This window comes from Sphingobacterium thalpophilum (genome assembly GCF_901482695.1).
GTDB lineage: Bacteria > Bacteroidota > Bacteroidia > Sphingobacteriales > Sphingobacteriaceae > Sphingobacterium > Sphingobacterium thalpophilum.
On the sequence record NZ_LR590484.1, the window covers coordinates 665,290 to 683,361 of the forward strand.

Sequence of the window (18,072 nt, forward strand, 5' to 3'; positions counted from 1 at the left end):
TCCACAATCCAACTTCTATCCAAAGATCAATTCCCCAAAGAACTGAGGCAAATGGAAATTAGGAGTTGGATTGTCTATTTTGCTCCAGGATAAAAAATGCGGATTTTTTAACTTATCACCACATTTATAGAAATTACCATGCACTTTCCTACCTTTCAGATCATCTGAATTGCTAAGCTTTAGAACGGCAAATGGAACAAGTTGGATCATGCTCCAATGCTTCTTTTCACCATAACGCTCAATCATGGAAAATGTTCGCACAGAACCGATTTCTTCGGCACTCAGTCTATTCCGGGTCGACTTGTCTGCGGATCCATAACCGATGAGACCTGTACCAATCAGATTAAATTCAATGTTGTAATAGGTTTTCCCCTCATCAAATGAAATAAAAAACTCTACACAGCTATCTTCCCAGACATTTTGGTTCATTTCGGAATAACTTCCACGCATCTGCTCTTCTTCCACATCAAACTGCAATAGAAATGCGTCCTCCGTGTATCCGATCCTGAACCGTACGTATGGCTGATAGGGATAGGATTCGCTCCAGTTGCAATAGGATAAGGTATTCCACTCCAGATTTTCAGCAAGTGCCGACAACTGGTAGAAATCCTCCTTACCGGACAGGTTTGAGAGGATCGGAAGGATAGTCAGTTTATTCATAAATTTAAAGGTATAAAATCGCTAGATAGAATCAAAGATTACTTTGCGCATAAACTCTTCATTCTTCTCCATTTCCTCGACTAACTTCAATTGTGTGTTGGTACGCACTAAGTTATGCTCATCGTATTTGGTTTTATAATAATGGTCCCCTTCCAGATAGTCGGTCAAGAAACGTACACCCTGCATATAAGGCAATAAAAATGCACCATCGACCAATGTTTCCTTCTCCAGGGTGGTCAAAAATGCGTTTGCTTCTTCCAGGTACCCTTCGGCATACGCTTTATATAAACCCAGATTGAGCACAACCTTGGAAACATCTTTTTCATCTTCCGCAACAGGGTTAATAATGGTTCGGATCGCATCTCCAAAATCATAGGCTACATATCCGGGCATTACCGTATCCAGGTCGATCACACATTGCATTTTGTCATGGATATCCAGAAGCACATTATTAAACTTAGTATCGTTATGTGTAATCCGCACAGGCAATGCGCCTTTGTTTCCCAGATCCAGAATTGTTTTCATCCGTCCTTCGCGGCTAAAGATAAAATCTAATTTGTTCTTCACCGCGTCGACGCGCTGACAGACATCCGTTTCGATGGCCTTCCTGAGGTTGTCGAGCCTGAATTCTATATTGTGAAAATTGGGAAGTACTTCAACGATCTGAGATGCATCCAAGTCAGAAAGCTGTTTCTGAAACAGTCCAAAAGCACGCCCCCCCTCTGCTGCCTGCACCTCTGTCTCCACAATATCGTAGCTCTTTGTATCTTCAATCAGAATAAACATGCGCCAGTAGTTGCCCTGGCTATCTTTTGTATATAATTTTCCTTCTACTGTGGGAATGATCGTCAGCACATGATCTGTCACTCTCTTTCCTTGGGCAACTTTTACCTTCTTACTCAGATGCTTGGTCACAATAGCGATATTGTGCATCAAGCCATCCACATTTGGAAAAACATGATGGTTAATCCGCTGCAATAAATAGGATATGCCGTTATTGACAGAACTTACTACACGATACGTATCATTGATATGACCGGAACCAAAAGGCTGTACTGAAATGATATCTCCTTCTAACGTAAATTGTTTTGCTGCGCTCTCTACTACTAATTGGTTAAAATCAGACATTAAACTATGTTTTTTAAATCATCAATGTGCCTGCAATATCACAAATTGAATTAATAAATGATAATTTTTATTTCAATCAAACGATTGCATGAAATTAAATAATTTTAGACAATCGTTTGCACTTTCATTTATAGGAAATGAAATAATATATTTGTTGATAAGAGCCAGTCGCTTAGACGGTTTTACGGCGTTAAATAACTAATATACAACTCCTCATATCTCAAAACAATGGATAGAAGAAATTTCATTAAATCAACGGCCATCACTACGGCTGGAATCGGTGTCCTGTCAAGCACAGATCTTTTTGCCCAGACAACTGGAAAGATTAAAATCGGTTTCATTGGAGTCGGCCTTCGCGGACGTAACCATGTTCAGATAGCCTTAAATAGAGACGATTTAGAAATTGTAGCCATATGTGATACGCAAGAAGAATCTCTTGCCCAGTGTCGCAAACAATTCAATGCGAAGGGCACCAAATTACCTAAAGAATATACCGGCGGCGTAGATGCTTACAAAAAAATGCTGAGCAATGAAAAGCTAGATGCTGTCATCATCGCTACGCCTTGGCAGTTTCATAAAGACCAAGCTATTGATTCGATGAAAGCAGGCCTGTATGTTGGCTGCGAAGTAATCGCAGGTCTAACAGTACAAGATCACTGGGATGTCGTCAAAGCATCAGAAGAAACCGGAAAGCCTTACATGACGCTAGAAAATGTTGCTTTTCGCCGCGATGTACTTGCCGTATTAAATATGCACAGACAAGGACTTTTCGGTGAATTACTGCACCTCGAAGGGGGCTACCAGCACGACCTGCGAGAAGTGCTATTCAATGATGGAAAGAACTACTACGGTCACGGTGTGGAATACGGGCCAAAGGCGATTTCTGAAGCTCAATGGCGCACACAATTTAACATCGACCAAGACGGCGACCTATACCCTACGCATGGCTTAGGCCCGATCATGCAATTTGTAGATATCAACAAAGGCAATAGATTCACACACTTAACCTCTTACTCAAGCAAAGCACGTGGTTTGGCGGCCTATGTAAATAAAGTTTCGCCGGGCCATCCAAACAGCAAAATTGATTACAAAAACGGAGATATCACGCAGACGATGCTTCAGTGTGCCAACGGAGAGACGATGTTGCTGACACACGATACCCACCTGCCAAGACCCTATTCTATCGGCTTCCGTGTGCAGGGAACCGAGGGCATCTGGATGGACGTTGCCAAGGGCATCCATATCGAAGGCAAATCCAAGCCGCATACATGGGATCCAGCAGATGAATGGGTAAAAAAATACGATCACCCAATCTGGAAAAAATATGAAGAACTAGCGACAGGATCCGGTCACGGCGGTATGGACTGGTTTGTGTTCAATGCGTTCATTCAAGCTGTTAAGCAAAAGGTACAAACGCCTATTGACGTATACGACTCTGTCACCATGAGTGCTGTATTTCCGCTTTCTACTGAATCCATCAAGAAGGGTAACAAAACGCTCGAGTTTCCGGACTTTACCAGAGGGAAATGGAAAACTAAAAAGAACACGTTTATGCTGGATGACAGCGGTATGTAATTTCAAAAATTTATCCCCGATAAAAGAAGCTGTATCTCACAAAGATGCAGCTTCTTTGCTTTATAAAGCGATTATTCTACGATTTAGGCTGTCTTTTTCTTAAATTAGCATTAGTAAACAACTTTCAACACATTATGCTCACTGAAGCAATTATAATCCTCATACTGATTATCCTAAACGGAGTACTGTCCGCATCCGAAATTTCTATCGTGTCCAGCAGAAAAGCGCGGCTGCAGGCCGAAAGCGATAAAAATAATCCAGCCGCGAAAATCGCTCTCCATCTGAAAGAGTCGCCCAACAGTTTTCTTTCGACAGTACAAATAGGGATCACCCTGATTGGCATTCTAACAGGATTCTTTTCGGGCGGCAGTATTTCGGCCTATCTCATTGAAATCTTCAACAAATCCAGCATCATTGCCCCCTACAGCCAGCAATTAGCCGTCATTTTGGTCGTGCTCGTTATCACTTACTTTTCCCTGGTGCTTGGTGAACTGGTCCCCAAACGTATCGGTATGGCTATCCCCGAAAAATACGCCATGTTTATCGCCTACCCAATGAACCTGCTTAGCAAGATCGTCAGACCCTTTGTCTGGCTTTTAAGCGCATCCACGGAGTTTATTGTCAAGATCCTGAACATTAAAAGTACAGGTAACAGCGTCACAGAAGAGGAGATAAAAGCGCTGGTCGACGAAGGTGTAGACAGTGGTGTCATTGAAGGTATTGAGCATGACATTGTTGACCGTCTTCTAAGCCTGGGAGACAAGAAAGCCATAAACCTGATGACTCACCGCAAAAATATTGTATTCTTGGACCTAGAGGACTCCTTTGAAGAAAACAGAGAGGTAATCCTGAATAACGATCACTCGATCTATCCCGTCTGTGAAGGTGGTCTGGACAATATTAAAGGGGTAGTTCATGTCAAGTCTTTGCTACGGCAGTGCCTAGAGAACAAACCGTTTAATCTTCAGGAGGTGCTGCTTCCGATAAAATTTGTCAACGAATTCAGTTCTTCTTATAGCATCATGAACATATTGCGCACGTCCAAGGTGCATCAAGCTGTGGTCATAGATGAATATGGTTCGCCCCAAGGCATCATTACACTACGTGATATCGTCGGCGATTTGGTGGGAAATATTACGGAAAGTGACATCAGTATACGTCCCTCCATACGGCAGCTTGAAAGTGGAGACTATGTCGTGGATGGACAGTATCAGGTCGAAGATCTTTTTGACGAATTTGAGGTAGGTCTTTCCGAGGAAGATGAAGATGACATCAACAACGTCACGACCGTGGGCGGCCTAGTATTTTTATTACTGGATCATGTTCCGGAAGAAGGAGAGCGTGTACGTTTTAAAAATTTGGTGTTTGAGGTACTGGACATGGACGGCAACCGCATAGACAAGCTGTTACTGAAAATAGAAGAGTAACAAACCACTGGCATCTGCGCCTGCAGTACGCACCCATGGAATCTTAGTGCTCAAAACCGAGGGCCGGTAATAAGTTGGACCGCCCCTCGGTTACTATGTATTCTAACTATGATACGTACGTTATTAATTGATCCCGTGCATCATTCTTTTCAGTACTGGATTTAATAAAATCAGAATTAAAGCTGCGATACAGGGTACGATTGTAAAGATGCCAAAAAAGTAGGACATCGAATGTGTTGCGGTTATCTTATCAATATATGCACCCAAAAATCCACCGATCAGGTTTGCTATTGCAGACGCACAAAACCAAAAACCGAATAAGAGGCCCAAGAATTTCTTTGGTGACAATTTACTCACATAGGAAAGGCCTACAGGAGAAAGACATAACTCGCCGGAAGTGTGGAAAAAATAGGCTAATATCAGCCAGATCATACTTACAGAGGCTGTTTTAGCTCCTTGTGGAATAGAAAGGCTTCCATATGACAGGGCTGCAAAACCTACGCCCACCAATATTAAACCCAGCGCAAACTTAATCGGGCCCGAGGGATTCCATACCTTCTCCCAGAACTTACTAAAACTCGATGCAAGTGTAATAATAAAGAACGAGTTTAATATCTGGAACCAAGACACGGTTACCTCCGTATTCACTGCTGTAAATTCGCGGTGCACTTTCCAGATACACAAAACCCAGATGATGGCAAAGGAGATAGCGGTAAAAATAATGGTCAGTGGATACTTGGTATACACCTTTCTAGCCAGCGAAAAAAGTACACCGGTGATGACCATGATAGGGAATATGGTTAGGGCAGCATCCAGCCATCTAAAACCAATGGCCATATTTCCACTGAGCAGGCGCTGTGTATAATCTTTTGCAAAAATTGTCATCGAACCGCCTGCTTGTTCAAACGCCAAGAAGAACACGATACTGGCTATCATCAGAACCGCAACGACTACCAGACGGTCACGCACAATATTTGCCGGAATCGTTTCTTCCTCCTCCTTGTTGACACTCATCTTTTTGTCATGGTCCGCCTGAATGGCCTTTGGAGTTTCACCTACAATTCCAAAAATACGCTGCCCAAAGTAAAATTGGATCATCCCAAAAAACATAAACACACCAGCCAATCCAAACCCATAATGCCAGCCGATTTTCTCACCAATATAACCGCAGAGCAACATACCTAAAAATGCACCTCCGTTGATACCCATATAGAAAATAGTATAGCCCGCATCCTTTTTAGGGCTCGTATCGGGATATAACTTACCGACCATGGAAGATATATTGGGTTTGAACATCCCGTTCCCCAAAATCATCAAGATTAAACCAAGAAAAAAGAAACTTTTAGAAATACCTTCCAAGGCCATTGAGGCATGCCCGAGAGTCATGATCAAAGCGCCTATAAGTATCGCTTTTTTATAACCCGTCAAGCGGTCAGCAATCATGCCCCCAAAGAGCGGTGTGAGGTAAACGGCGAAGGTATATACCCCATATAATTTCATTGCCTCTTCATTTGTCCATTGCCAGCCCTGTTGTGCAATCGTGGAGACTAGAAAGTTAACCAGAAGCGCACGCATACCATAGTAGCTAAAACGCTCCCACATTTCTGTAAAGAATAGCACGAATAATCCGGCAGGATGCCCTTTCACCATCTTGTCATCAATCCCCTGTTTGGCCAGATGTGCTACAAGAACTTGATCTTTTTCTTGATTCATATAATTTCGATAATTGTTTTATAACTCAGGTTTTGTTTTTATTTTGTTAAAAATTGCTTGAATATACACTATTTTTCTATGAATTAATCAATTCCATGCATCATCTTTTTTATTTTTTTATTTCCTAGAATCAGCAATACCGCTGCAATCATCGGTATTATGGTAAATACTGCAAAGAAATACGACATGGAATGAGAACTGGTGATGTTATCGATGTAAGATCCGATAAAGCCACCAATAAAATTGGCAATGGCGTTGGCACAAAACCAAAAACCAAACAGCAGTCCCAAAAATTTCTTTGGTGACAGCTTGCTGACATACGACAATCCCACGGGGCCAATGCACAGTTCGCCTACGGTATGAAAAAAATAAGCGGCCACCAGCCAGATCATACTTACCGAAGCAGTTTTCGCCCCTGTCGGTATTTCGGCGCTCCCCACAGACAATGCGGCAAAGCCAACTCCTACCAATGTGAGGCCCATGGCAAATTTAATCGGGCCGGAAGGGTTCCATACCTTTTCCCATATCTTGCTAAAAGATGTAGCTAAAGTAATGATAAAGAAGGAATTGAGCATAGGAAACCAAGAAACGGTAACTTCAGAGTCCATACCATGGTATTCACGGTACACCTTCCAGAGACATAGAGACCAGATGATAACAAATGAAATCCCTGAAAAAAGTATAATGAGCGGATATTTACGGATTATCTTTTTTGCCAATACATAGAGTACGCCCGTGATCACGACAATAGGTACTATCGTCAATGCAAAGTCAGCCCATTTAAAAATCGTTGCAGCTCCTCCGCTCAACAGGCGCTGTGTATAATTCTTTGCAAATATAGTCATCGATCCACCTGCCTGTTCAAAAGCTAGATGGAACACGATGCTGGAAAACATAAAAATAGCAATTACCAATAGGCGGTCACGCACAATGTGCTTCGGATGTTCGTCTTCTTTTACGGACTGCTCCAGCATTATCTCCGCTTTCTCCGGACTGTTACCTATTGTCCCAAAAATACGCTGTGCGAAATAAAACTGCAGCATCCCCAAGAACATAAAGATCCCTGCGAGTCCAAAGCCGAAGTGCCAGCCAATTTTCTCGCCAATATAACCACATAACATCATGCCGAGGAAGGCTCCTCCGTTGATGCCCATGTAAAAAATCGTATATCCAGCGTCTTTTTTGCCCCCTTTGTCAGGATACAGTTTACCCACCATCGAGGAGATATTCGGTTTGAAAAGACCATTCCCAAGAACGATGAGCATCAGCCCAGCTAGAAAAAAGTTCTTGCTAAAACCTTCCATGGCCATCGACAGATGCCCTAAGGTCATGATTATCGCCCCCACCATAATAGACTTTTTATATCCGGTGACGCGATCAGCAATAATCCCACCGAATAATGGTGTTAAAAAGACCATGCCGGTATATAGACCATATAGTTTCATGGCTTCTGAATTGGTCCAGCCCCAGCCATGCTGGGCAATCGTAGAAACCAGAAAGTTGACCAATAGGGCTCGCATCCCATAATAACTGAAGCGTTCCCACATTTCAGTAAAAAACAATACAAATAAGCCTGCGGGATGTCCTTTCACCAATACATGTTCAGCCCCCACTTGAGTTAGATGGGACTCCAGAACAGCATCTTTTTCCAAATTCATGTTTTCAATTCTTATTTTTCAATATCAGGTAGTGTGATGTCGATTATCCCTTTTTATCCCCAGCTGAATATCTGCTATGATACGATAAACAACGAAAGGTTCTGTAACAACTATAGTTAATATATGGGATGATGATAGAGACAGGCGCAGACCAGCGGTCCGGCATGAGCCTAGCTCCAGTGAAAAGCCGCATTTCCCTTTTTAGAGAAACGCGGCTTTCAATTAAATTAGCGGGCGCAGGCGCTCCAATAATTTTTTAGTAGCGAAGATACCTTCTTCCTCGCTTAATTTACTTCCTTCATATTCAATGCCGATATAACCTTTAAACTTCGCCTTTTTCACGATTTTCAGCATGCGTTCATAATCGATCTGCGTCTCATTTCCATTGGCATCAAAGTCATGTGTCTTTGCACTGACACCATGCGCATAAGGCATCAGGTCTGCTACCCCTTGATAACGATCATATTCATAAAAATTACCGAGATCCGGCAAGCTGCCACAGTATTTACTTCCCACAGCTTTTAATGTCTTAGCCAACCAGTCACCGTGGGACGATATACCACCGTGATTCTCTACAATGATGCTGATACCTGCTTTTTTTCCGATATCCGATAATGCCGTCAAACTCTCAACCACACGTTTGCTAACCTCTTCGGGAGTGCCTTTACCGGCGGCATTCACACGGATAGCGTGACAACCCAAAAAATTTGCGGCTGAAATCCACTTATAATGATTCTGTACAGCTTGTTTCCTTTTAGTTTCATCCTCATCACCTAGGTTCCCTTCGCCATCCACCATGATGAGGACATTGCGGACACCATTATCTTTGGCGCGCATGTTAAGCTCTGTTAGATAGTTATTATCATTGGCCTTGTCCTTGAAGAACTGATTTACATATTCAACACCATATATACCATATTTTTTGGCTGCCACAACTGGGAAATCCAAATTATTCAGATCACCTTTAAATAACGTTTTATGTAAGGACCATTCAGCTAAGGAAATGTCAAACCAATCTTTCTTTGCGGTGGCAAAACTTTCCAACGATGGCGCCAATGCGATACCAGCAGAAGCTAATGCAAGGTTTTTTAGAAAATCTCTTCTCGAATTCATGTGTTTAGATTTAAAGTGTGTTATTTATATATTTCCCCAGCCAGTCGTCAGTACATCCACAAGATGCAGAGTCTGAATGGGTAATTTATGTTTATCAATATATCCCTGCAATTGCAATAAGCAGGAAGAATCTGTTGATATAATATAATCGGCATTGAGTGCCATGGCGTTACGAACCTTTTGCTCGGCCATGGCCGCTGATATACCTTCAAATTTAACGGCAAAGCTACCCCCAAAACCACAGCAAGTTTCGCTGTCCTTGACCTCTACCATTTCCAGCCCCAACACCCTGCTCAGCAACTTTCTAGGTTCATTTTTAATTTTGCATTCACGCAGTGCCGAACAAGAATCATGATACACCGCTACACCCTCCAATTCAGCCCCAAAATACTCTTTTTTCAGTACATTGACTAGAAAATCGGAAACTTCCATTACCTGCTGTTGTATTTTATGACACTGGTGAGAATCGGCCGAATTCGCAAATAGATCGCTGTAACCATGTCTGACCATACCAGTGCAGGAGGCTGAGGGTGATATGATCAGGTGCTGTCCTGAGAAATCATCGAGGAACTTCTTGCCGACCTGTTTCGCATCGTCCCAAAATCCAGCATTGTAGGCCGGTTGGCCACAGCAAGTCTGATCAGGATTATAGACCACTTCACAACCCGCTTTTTCCAACAAACGGATCGTATTAAAAGCAGTGTCCGGATAAAGCTGGTCTATAAAACAAGGAACAAAAAGTTCTACTTTCATATTTAATTCAATCAATAAAATTAAGATTTATTGGATACTAATATCCGTATCAAAAGTAACAATCCAATTACAAAAAACACAGACAAGACCAAAGCAGAGTAACGGATATTGTGTGTGATCTGCTCGATCAGTCCAAAGGAAAACAGCCCAAGTACGATCGCTACTTTTTCTGTCACATCATAAAAAGAGAAGAAGGCTGTTGTATCCTTGATATCGGCAGGAATCAATTTAGAGTAGGTTGACCGGGATAAAGATTGTATACCGCCCATCACTAAACCAACCAGTGCTGCAATAATATAAAATTGCAAGGCCGTAGACAAGTAAAATGCGGCTATACATATCGCGATCCACAACATGACAACCACAATCAACACTTTGATATTCCCATAGATTCTTGATAAATAAGACATCAGAAACGCTCCCAATATAGCGACCAGCTGAATCAAAAGAATCGTAGCGATCAACCGTTCAGCACCAAGATGAAGAATTTTTTCACCGAAGGATGAGGCGACAATCATGAGGGTCTGTACGCCGATAGCATAAAAGAAAAAAGCAGGTAGAAACTGCTTAATCTCCGGAATGCCCTTTATTTTCTGAGTTACATAAGTAAATTCATCCCTTACATTCTGCACAAAGCTTTTATCCGTATTGTTTGCCGACGCTTCAATTTTGGGCAGGTATTTAAAAGGTATCATGGAGAATCCCAACCACCACAATCCGACCATTAGAAAAGATATCCGTGCTGGCAAAGAAGGATCAGTGATACCGAACCATACTGGCTTCAGCACTACGATAAAACAAAGTATCTGTAGGGTAACACAGCCTATATAACCAAAAGCAAACCCTTGGGCACTCACGCGGTCCTGTTGATCCACAGTCGCCAGTAGCGGCAAATATGAATTATTGAATAGCACACCTCCGATATAGCCCATTGCAGCTAAAGCGAAACAGATTATTCCGATTTCCAGCGTTTCAAGTTTGAAGAAAAATAAACACATACAGGAGATTGCCCCCATGTAGGTAAAAAATTTCATGATTTGTTTCTTCAGTCCCCGTGCATCAGCATAGGAGGATATAAAAGGCAATGAAAAGGACATCAACAAATAAGCTACCGCGAGTGCGAAATTGGATAATGCGGTATTGACAATTTCAAAGCCGAAAAAATTAACCACATCACCATGCTCTTTTGTAGTCGTAATCGTGGTATAGTAAACCGGAAAGATGGTGGAGGTAATGACAAGGTTATAAGCAGAATTAGCCCAGTCAAACATGGCCCAGGACCGGATCAATTTTTTATTGTTTTTTTCAATTGCTTGCATGTAAATTGGCTTAATAAGTTTGACGAATATAAGTAATTATTTTAGCCATTTCTTTACGAATTGCAGCTGCCTGATCATCGATGTAATTATTGTTCATAAACGAAAAGGCAAAGCGTCTGCCGGATCTTGTTATTAAATACCCGCTCTGATTGTAAACAGAGGTGATGGTGCCCGTTTTGGCGAAGACGAAGGGTACACCCAGATCCTTGCTGTAGGTCCTCTTTAATGTACCGTCCACCCCACCGGCCGGGAATAGCCGGAACCGTTCTTTTTCATCCGGAATCTTACTTTTTAGTAACACCAGCAGATCGATATTATTGTTGGGAGTCACTTTATTATAGGACGATAAGCCAGATCCGTCAAAAATGGCCACTTCGTTGGAAAAGAACTTGTACACATTGTTTTTCATCCAGTCACGTACCAGATAAGTATCAAACTGCCCAAACTGTCGCCATGAACACATCATCAGAAACTGTTCGGCAATAAAATTATCACTGGGTAGCATCATTTCCCGGAGGAGGTCTTTGGTCAGTCCTGAATACAGAATTTTGGTATCATTTGGTTTCGCGTAATCCAATAACTGCACATTCTTGCCAAGGGTGTCCGACAATAGCCGAATAAACAAAGTATCAGAATAAATAAAAGGTACCTCATTGACGTAATCTTCTGGCACAGCTCGTTTGGACATCCAGAAGCGATTATCTCTAAAGGAGCGGGAGAGTTCGAAGCCTCCCTGCTTAGGTTCCGCCAGGACATCCAGGAGCTTTTGAAAACTTGCGGGGGATGTAACCAGGCGATTATAACCTTTCTGGCGGAAGGTCACGACATTTCCATAAATTGGAAATGTGCTTATTTCAGGCTGATAATACGCCTCGTAATCTTCCATTGCCCAGCCATGTGCGTAGAACTTATTTTTCATTGTTCCGGGCACAATATAGATTGTTTTGTCGGTTTTCTTCAGAAAATTATAGACCACCCGTGTATCCAATCTATTATGTAAAAAAGTAGGATCTCCGGTCCCCCAGACTACTAACGAGTCACCTCTCTCCACATACTCCAATCCAGGTATCGAATCTCCCAGGAGTTCAAGCGTTGCATAGGTGGTATACATTTTGGTGTTGGAAGCCGGCGTAAAATGTTTATTGCCATTGATATCCATAACGAACCTATCGGAACGGAGATCATATAGCGAAAATCCGTAAAAATGATCATTCAGTATCTTCGATTCCTGAAACATCCGGTAGAGGTCTTCGAATTCCTGGGAATGTACCGAATGTATAAGACATGGAACCATCAAAAATAGCAGGATGGAGCGCAGATAATTTTTCATCAGCTCAAACATACAAAAAAGCGCGACAAGTCCTTTTCACCTATTGCCAAAATTCGGATACAAACCGTTAAAATAAAAAAAGGAGGAATTGATTTCCTCCTTTTTTAGTTATATGCCGATTGTTAATAGCCTGGGTTTTGTACTAAAGCACCACCACTTCTATCAATTTGTGCTTGTGGAATCGGGAAGTACTCGTTTCGGCTTCCAAAAACCAGTCCTTTATAACGCGAGATAATACCGCCCTCAAAAGCTGAGTAACTTTCAAGCACAGCTTTTGCTTCTCCCCAGCGCACCAGATCATAAAAGCGATGTCCCTCCAAGGCCAACTCCAATCTTCGCTCAAAGCGCACGGCATTGCGGGCTTGATTTTGATCCTTGAAAGATGGATAAGGCTTTACATTGTAAGCCGCGGCGGGCACACCATCCCCCGTCAGTTTTGGAGGCAATTTTGCAGCCCTTTCACGGATGGAGTTAACGGATTTAAGAGCACCGTCCAAATCTCCCAATTCAACCTGACATTCAGCTGCCATCAATATGACATCCGCTAAGCGGATGATATTGACATCCAGATCTGTTATATAAGCCGCACCTGCAGCAGTATGTCCCCCAAATAAACTCTGAGGAATCATTGTCTTGATTCCCACAAAAGGGCCTCCGGAACTTGCCTCACGAATCCAGGCATCACCTGGCATTACACCATAATCATGAAATTGTACCCCCCTTCGTCCGACGGTATAGTCCAATCGAGGATCAAAGCGCATAGTTACATTTAATTTATACTTTTTCTTATCATCATCTGACAATCCAAAATCGGATTTATACGGATTATCGCGATAGCTACCATCTAAAAGCGGAAGACCATCCGCTCCTACTTTGTATGCATTGACCAAGTCTATAGTTGGCTGATAAAATCCACAGCAGCCTACTGGGTTACTTCCATTTAATCCAGACAACATATCACCCACGTTCGCATTATCACCCGATCCATCCGGATTGATAGCATGTTTTGATACGAGTAAAGCTTCAGGTCCATCTTCTGTCAGCACATCAAAATTATTTTGGTAAGGCATGGTACGAATATCTTTAGTACCGATGACATCTTTAAATAATGTGAGCGCCTCTGCATATTTTTTCTGATATAAGTACACCTTACCCAAATAAGCTTTGGCAATAATCTGGTCCATGCGGCCCGACTGCTTGTTGATTTTAGTTGCCGGAAGTTTGTCTATTCCGAATTTCAGATCATCAATTATTTTAGGCAACACATCATCTTTATTCGGTTTGGTCTTCGCTTCTTCATAAGTAATATTTTCGTCCACGTAAACGAGGTTTTTAAACACACGCCAGAGAAAGAAATAATAATGCGCGCGCAATACCCTAGCCTCCGCCTCGATCTCCACCGCCCTATCGGCAGTAACCGTCTTGTCGCCTGCTTGGTCCTGTTTTAAAATGCGCAATGTGTTGTTTGCTCTTGACACTCCTTCATAATAGACCTCCCACATCTGACTTAAGTTATCGTTCGAACTATTAGGTGTATGGAATTCAATTAAATTCATATTCGGCTGATCTGTTGCTTCAGATCCTTTGTGAGCATTATCTGCCGCTACTTCGCCGAACAGCCATTGGCTAGGCGCGGAGGAGTAATTGCCCCAGGTTCCATTCACATTTCCGTTTAAGATACCGTACGCTCCTATCAAAGAAGCTTCTATACCTTTTGCATTTATTATCTGATATTCGGGCAGCTCCCCTTGCGGATCTCGTTCGAGAAAAGACTTTCCACAAGATGCAAATAAGGTCAATGATAACCCTAGAACTGTTATTATATTTGTTTTTTTCATTTCAATCAATTTAAACTTAAATCACTAAACCCTTAAAATCCAAGGCTCACACCAAGCATGTACTGTCGTGCTTGTGGATATACACCGAAATCAACGCCTAAGGCAGGATAGGTTGAAGGCGTCGCAGTAACCTCAGGGTCTAAACCTTCATATTTTGTAATAGTGAAAAGGTTTGTCACCCCTAGATAAGCGCGAAGCTTTTTGATTCCGGTGTTATTGCCAAAAACTCTGTTGGTGTCAAAATTGTAACCAACCTGAAGATTCTTTAGCTTCAGGAAACTAGCGTCCTGAACATAGTAGCTAGACGATGCATACTCATACGGCGATGCATTATTCACCTGTGATGGGATCATGCTTGAGCTGTTATTGGGACTCCATTCATCCAACACACGTACATTTTTCTGTCCTCTAAAAACGCCAAAATCTGTAAAGTAACGTGTCGCCTCATAGTTCTTGTTTCCATGAGAGCCATAGAAGTATGCCATAAAATCAAAGTTTTTATAAGCCGCATTGATGTTAAAGGAATATACAAAATCAGGATGTGGACTTCCGATTACGGTCCGGTCCGCAGCATCTATTTTCTTGTCACCGTTAATATCCTCAAATTTCAAACCTCCAACCCTAGATCTGCCATCTTCATATTTCGCTACGTTATTATCCGCAATATCAGCTTCCGAATAGATTCCAATCACTTTATACCCAAAGAAAGAGCCCAGTGCTTCACCCGGCCTTAAGATAGAGGTCTCCATACTCCTGAAGCTACCGTATATCTGCTGAGTTACAGAAGGTGCCAAGGCCACGATCTTATTAACGTTGCGTGAGATCGTTCCTGACAGATCCAACGTGAATGGACTTTCCTGGCGTCTACCATAATGGTAATTAAGAGACAGTTCTATCCCTTTGTTTTGCATATCGCCAATATTTACATAAGGTGATGCGGCACGGCCAACAGCAACAGCGGGCAGGGGCAGCAAATATAACATGTCCTTGGTTTTTTTGTTATACCAGTCGAAAGATCCATCAAAATCTCCTTGTAATAAGGTAAAATCCAAACCAAAGTTCAATGCCGACACCTGCTCCCATTTTACATCTGGATTGCTATAGGCATTCTGCCACATTCCCGAACCCAAATTTCCATCGATTGGATAAGAAGAGGAGTTAATGGCGACCTGATAACGGTTCAAAAACTGATTGGAAGGAATTCGCTGGTTACCTGTCACACCATATCCTGCTCTTATTTTCAAATCCGAGAGCCAAGGAATATCTTTCATAAATTCTTCTTGAGAAAGACGCCAGGCAGCACTTGCTCCGGGAAATGTTCCATATTGATTACTAGTACCAAAGTTCGAAGACCCGTCCCGACGGATGGTTGCACTCAAGATATACCTGTCTCTGTAGGAATAATCCACTTTTCCAAAAATAGAAAATAGGGCACCAACAGAACCAGCACCTTCACTCACTCGTCCAGTAGTTGCTGCATCCAAATAGAGATAATCTAAGGTTGACATGGTAAAGAATCCATTGCCTTTACCTCTGATCTGTCTATTTCTGTTCTGAATGGCTTCCGTGCCTGCCAAAATATTCAGTGTATGTGCTTCATTGAATGTGGCTTTATAATTTAACGTATTCGTCCATGTCCATTCTTTATTCAATCCAAAGTATTCGTTAATTCCGTTATTAAAGCTACCTTCGGTAAATTCGGGATTAGGATACGTATATGCTATACCATTGTAGTTTTCATACTTCATACCAAAACTGCTCCGGAATGTTAGGCCCGACAATATGTCAAATTCACCAAAGACGTTACCAAAGAACATATTGCTTCTATTCTTATTATCTTTTGCGCGATAAGCGATAGCAACAGGATTTTCACCATTACCATATTGGCCGCCTACAGAACCGGCAAAATTTCCACCCTCATCATATACAGGAATAATATTATGAATGCGATACGCGAAACCTAGCACACTACCCTCACCTATGTAGTCTCCGGCCGTATTTGTATTCACCCCGACCCCGAATCCTTCTGTAAAACTATATTGTATATTTTCACCGAAGCGTAACTTATTGTTGAAAGCTGAAAAGCGCGTATTGGATCGGATATTATATTTCTCAAACCCTGTATGGATAATTGTTCCCTTTTGTTTAAGATAGCCACCCGAAATTGCATATGAGGCATTTTCGCCTCCGCCCAACACGCTGAGCTGATGAGATTGTGTCGGTGCGTTCTGGGATAGGGCCTCAAACCAATTCGTACCCGCCTTATTCGCTTTTGTTATCTGGAAGAAATCTGCACGGCTATTTGCATCATATTTATACTTTGACATATCGATATCAGCATCCGTAATCACATCTTTACCGCCTACCTGAGGACCATTTATAAGATAATCTGGAAGCTTATTGTTCGTGCCGTTAAGTCTATTTTCTATATCCAGTAACTGTTGAGGTGTAAGCATTTTGGGGAATCTCGAACTATTAGGTACCTGTACTCCGTAGTAGGATTCGATATTAAACTGCGGCTTTCCTTCCCGTCCGATTTTAGTCGTAATAATGACAACCCCATTATTTGCACGTGAACCATAGATAGAAGCTGCTGAGGCGTCTTTTAGCACCTGCATAGACTCTATATCGCTCTGATTCAGCCAGCTTAATTTTCCTTCATAAGGAACACCATCGATAATATATAACGGTTCGTTGTTATTGATTGTGCTATATCCACGGATCTTAATCTGCGGCGTGGAACCGGGAGCACCATCAACCACAATCTGCACCCCAGTTGCCCGGCCCTGTAATGATTCCACCGCACTGGCAGCAGGAGTTGTTTTAAGATCCTTCACATTGACAACCGCCACAGCTCCAGTCAGATCCTTCTTACGTTGCGCAGAATATCCAGTCACAACCACTTCTTCCAAGGCGTCTTGCGAAGAGTTGAGCGAAATGGTCAAATCTGCTTTTCCAGCAATAGTTATTTCTGAACTGCTATAACCAATATAGCTTACGACCAGCACATCGCCTACCTTCCCCTCAATAGTAAATGCACCATTAGGATCGGTAGATGTACCTCTACTCGAGCCTTTCACTTTCACCGAAACGCCGCTGATTGGCTCACCAGTAGCAGCATCTTTAACCACACCCTTAATTGGTGTCTCTTGAAATCCCCTGACTTTCACCAGTGAAACGACCTCAACTCGCTTATGAGCCACTAGCCCATTGGCAGTTACCTGAGCAGTCATTCCTCCTGCTATGAGTAGAGAGCTCATCAGCAGGAACCTCTTATTGAACTTTTGGCCCAATATGAGATCAAAACAGCAATTTTTGTCCGTTTTTTTCATCATAATTTTAAATAGGTGGTTTAAAAAATCTATGTTTATTGTTTCTTATTTGGTTCTATGTTGGTCTTTTAGTTTGGTTACTCCGCTTAACCTCCCGCAATATCAATTGCTATTGGTCTACGCTTTTTGGTTATCATTATTTACTCGTTGGTTATTTTACAGAAATGTTAAAATCTGTTAAATAAATGTAAAGAATAATAAATGTAAAAAGAAAGAAAAAAATAAA

General features: G+C 42.1%; 12 protein-coding genes. 2 read left to right on the forward strand and 10 right to left on the reverse strand.

What is annotated here, in order from left to right; genetic code table 11:
- Window positions 1-15: 15 nt before the first annotated feature.
- On the reverse strand, window positions 16-660 hold the full coding sequence (locus FGL37_RS02915; RefSeq protein ID WP_028071319.1) for a carbohydrate-binding family 9-like protein: 645 nt from the start codon (window positions 658-660) through the stop codon (window positions 16-18).
- 21 nt (window positions 661-681) lie between these two features.
- Entirely contained in the window at window positions 682-1,788 is a 1,107-nt protein-coding gene (locus tag FGL37_RS02920) for a phosphotransferase enzyme family protein (protein ID WP_028071318.1), read from the reverse strand.
- A gap of 228 nt (window positions 1,789-2,016) precedes the next feature.
- Between FGL37_RS02920 and FGL37_RS02925 the strand changes: the two genes are divergently transcribed.
- Both FGL37_RS02925 and FGL37_RS02930 read left to right on the forward strand, forming a co-directional pair.
- Entirely contained in the window at window positions 2,017-3,363 is a 1,347-nt protein-coding gene (locus tag FGL37_RS02925; protein WP_028071317.1) for a Gfo/Idh/MocA family protein, read from the forward strand.
- Between the two features lie 134 nt (window positions 3,364-3,497).
- Window positions 3,498-4,790: a hemolysin family protein gene (locus FGL37_RS02930; RefSeq protein WP_028071316.1), complete on the forward strand. Its 1,293-nt coding sequence runs from the start codon at window positions 3,498-3,500 to the stop codon at window positions 4,788-4,790.
- Window positions 4,791-4,913: 123 nt separating this feature from the next.
- Here the strand turns inward: FGL37_RS02930 and FGL37_RS02935 are convergent, their stop codons facing one another.
- From FGL37_RS02935 to FGL37_RS02970, 8 genes are all read right to left on the reverse strand, one after another.
- Window positions 4,914-6,503, reverse strand: coding sequence for a peptide MFS transporter (locus FGL37_RS02935; protein ID WP_051607212.1), 1,590 nt, complete (start codon window positions 6,501-6,503; stop codon window positions 4,914-4,916).
- An 83-nt stretch (window positions 6,504-6,586) separates the two neighbouring features.
- Window positions 6,587-8,161 carry a peptide MFS transporter gene (locus FGL37_RS02940; RefSeq protein ID WP_081817957.1) on the reverse strand — a complete coding sequence of 525 codons (1,575 nt, stop codon included), beginning with the start codon at window positions 8,159-8,161 and terminating at the stop codon, window positions 6,587-6,589.
- Between the two features lie 222 nt (window positions 8,162-8,383).
- Window positions 8,384-9,274 carry a TIM barrel protein gene (locus FGL37_RS02945; protein ID WP_028071313.1) on the reverse strand — a complete coding sequence of 297 codons (891 nt, stop codon included), beginning with the start codon at window positions 9,272-9,274 and terminating at the stop codon, window positions 8,384-8,386.
- 24 nt (window positions 9,275-9,298) lie between these two features.
- Window positions 9,299-10,027 carry a (Fe-S)-binding protein gene (locus tag FGL37_RS02950; protein ID WP_028071312.1) on the reverse strand — a complete coding sequence of 243 codons (729 nt, stop codon included), beginning with the start codon at window positions 10,025-10,027 and terminating at the stop codon, window positions 9,299-9,301.
- 20 nt (window positions 10,028-10,047) lie between these two features.
- Window positions 10,048-11,346, reverse strand: coding sequence for an MFS transporter (locus tag FGL37_RS02955; protein WP_028071311.1), 1,299 nt, complete (start codon window positions 11,344-11,346; stop codon window positions 10,048-10,050).
- Window positions 11,347-11,356: 10 nt separating this feature from the next.
- Window positions 11,357-12,676 carry a D-alanyl-D-alanine carboxypeptidase gene (locus tag FGL37_RS02960; RefSeq protein ID WP_232048620.1) on the reverse strand — a complete coding sequence of 440 codons (1,320 nt, stop codon included), beginning with the start codon at window positions 12,674-12,676 and terminating at the stop codon, window positions 11,357-11,359.
- Between the two features lie 122 nt (window positions 12,677-12,798).
- Window positions 12,799-14,514 (reverse strand): RagB/SusD family nutrient uptake outer membrane protein, encoded by a 1,716-nt coding sequence (locus tag FGL37_RS02965; protein WP_028071309.1) that lies wholly within the window; start codon window positions 14,512-14,514, stop codon window positions 12,799-12,801.
- Window positions 14,515-14,546: 32 nt separating this feature from the next.
- A complete protein-coding gene (locus FGL37_RS02970; RefSeq protein ID WP_081817956.1) occupies window positions 14,547-17,849 on the reverse strand; it encodes a SusC/RagA family TonB-linked outer membrane protein in 3,303 nt (1,100 codons plus the stop codon).
- Window positions 17,850-18,072 lie beyond the last annotated feature (223 nt).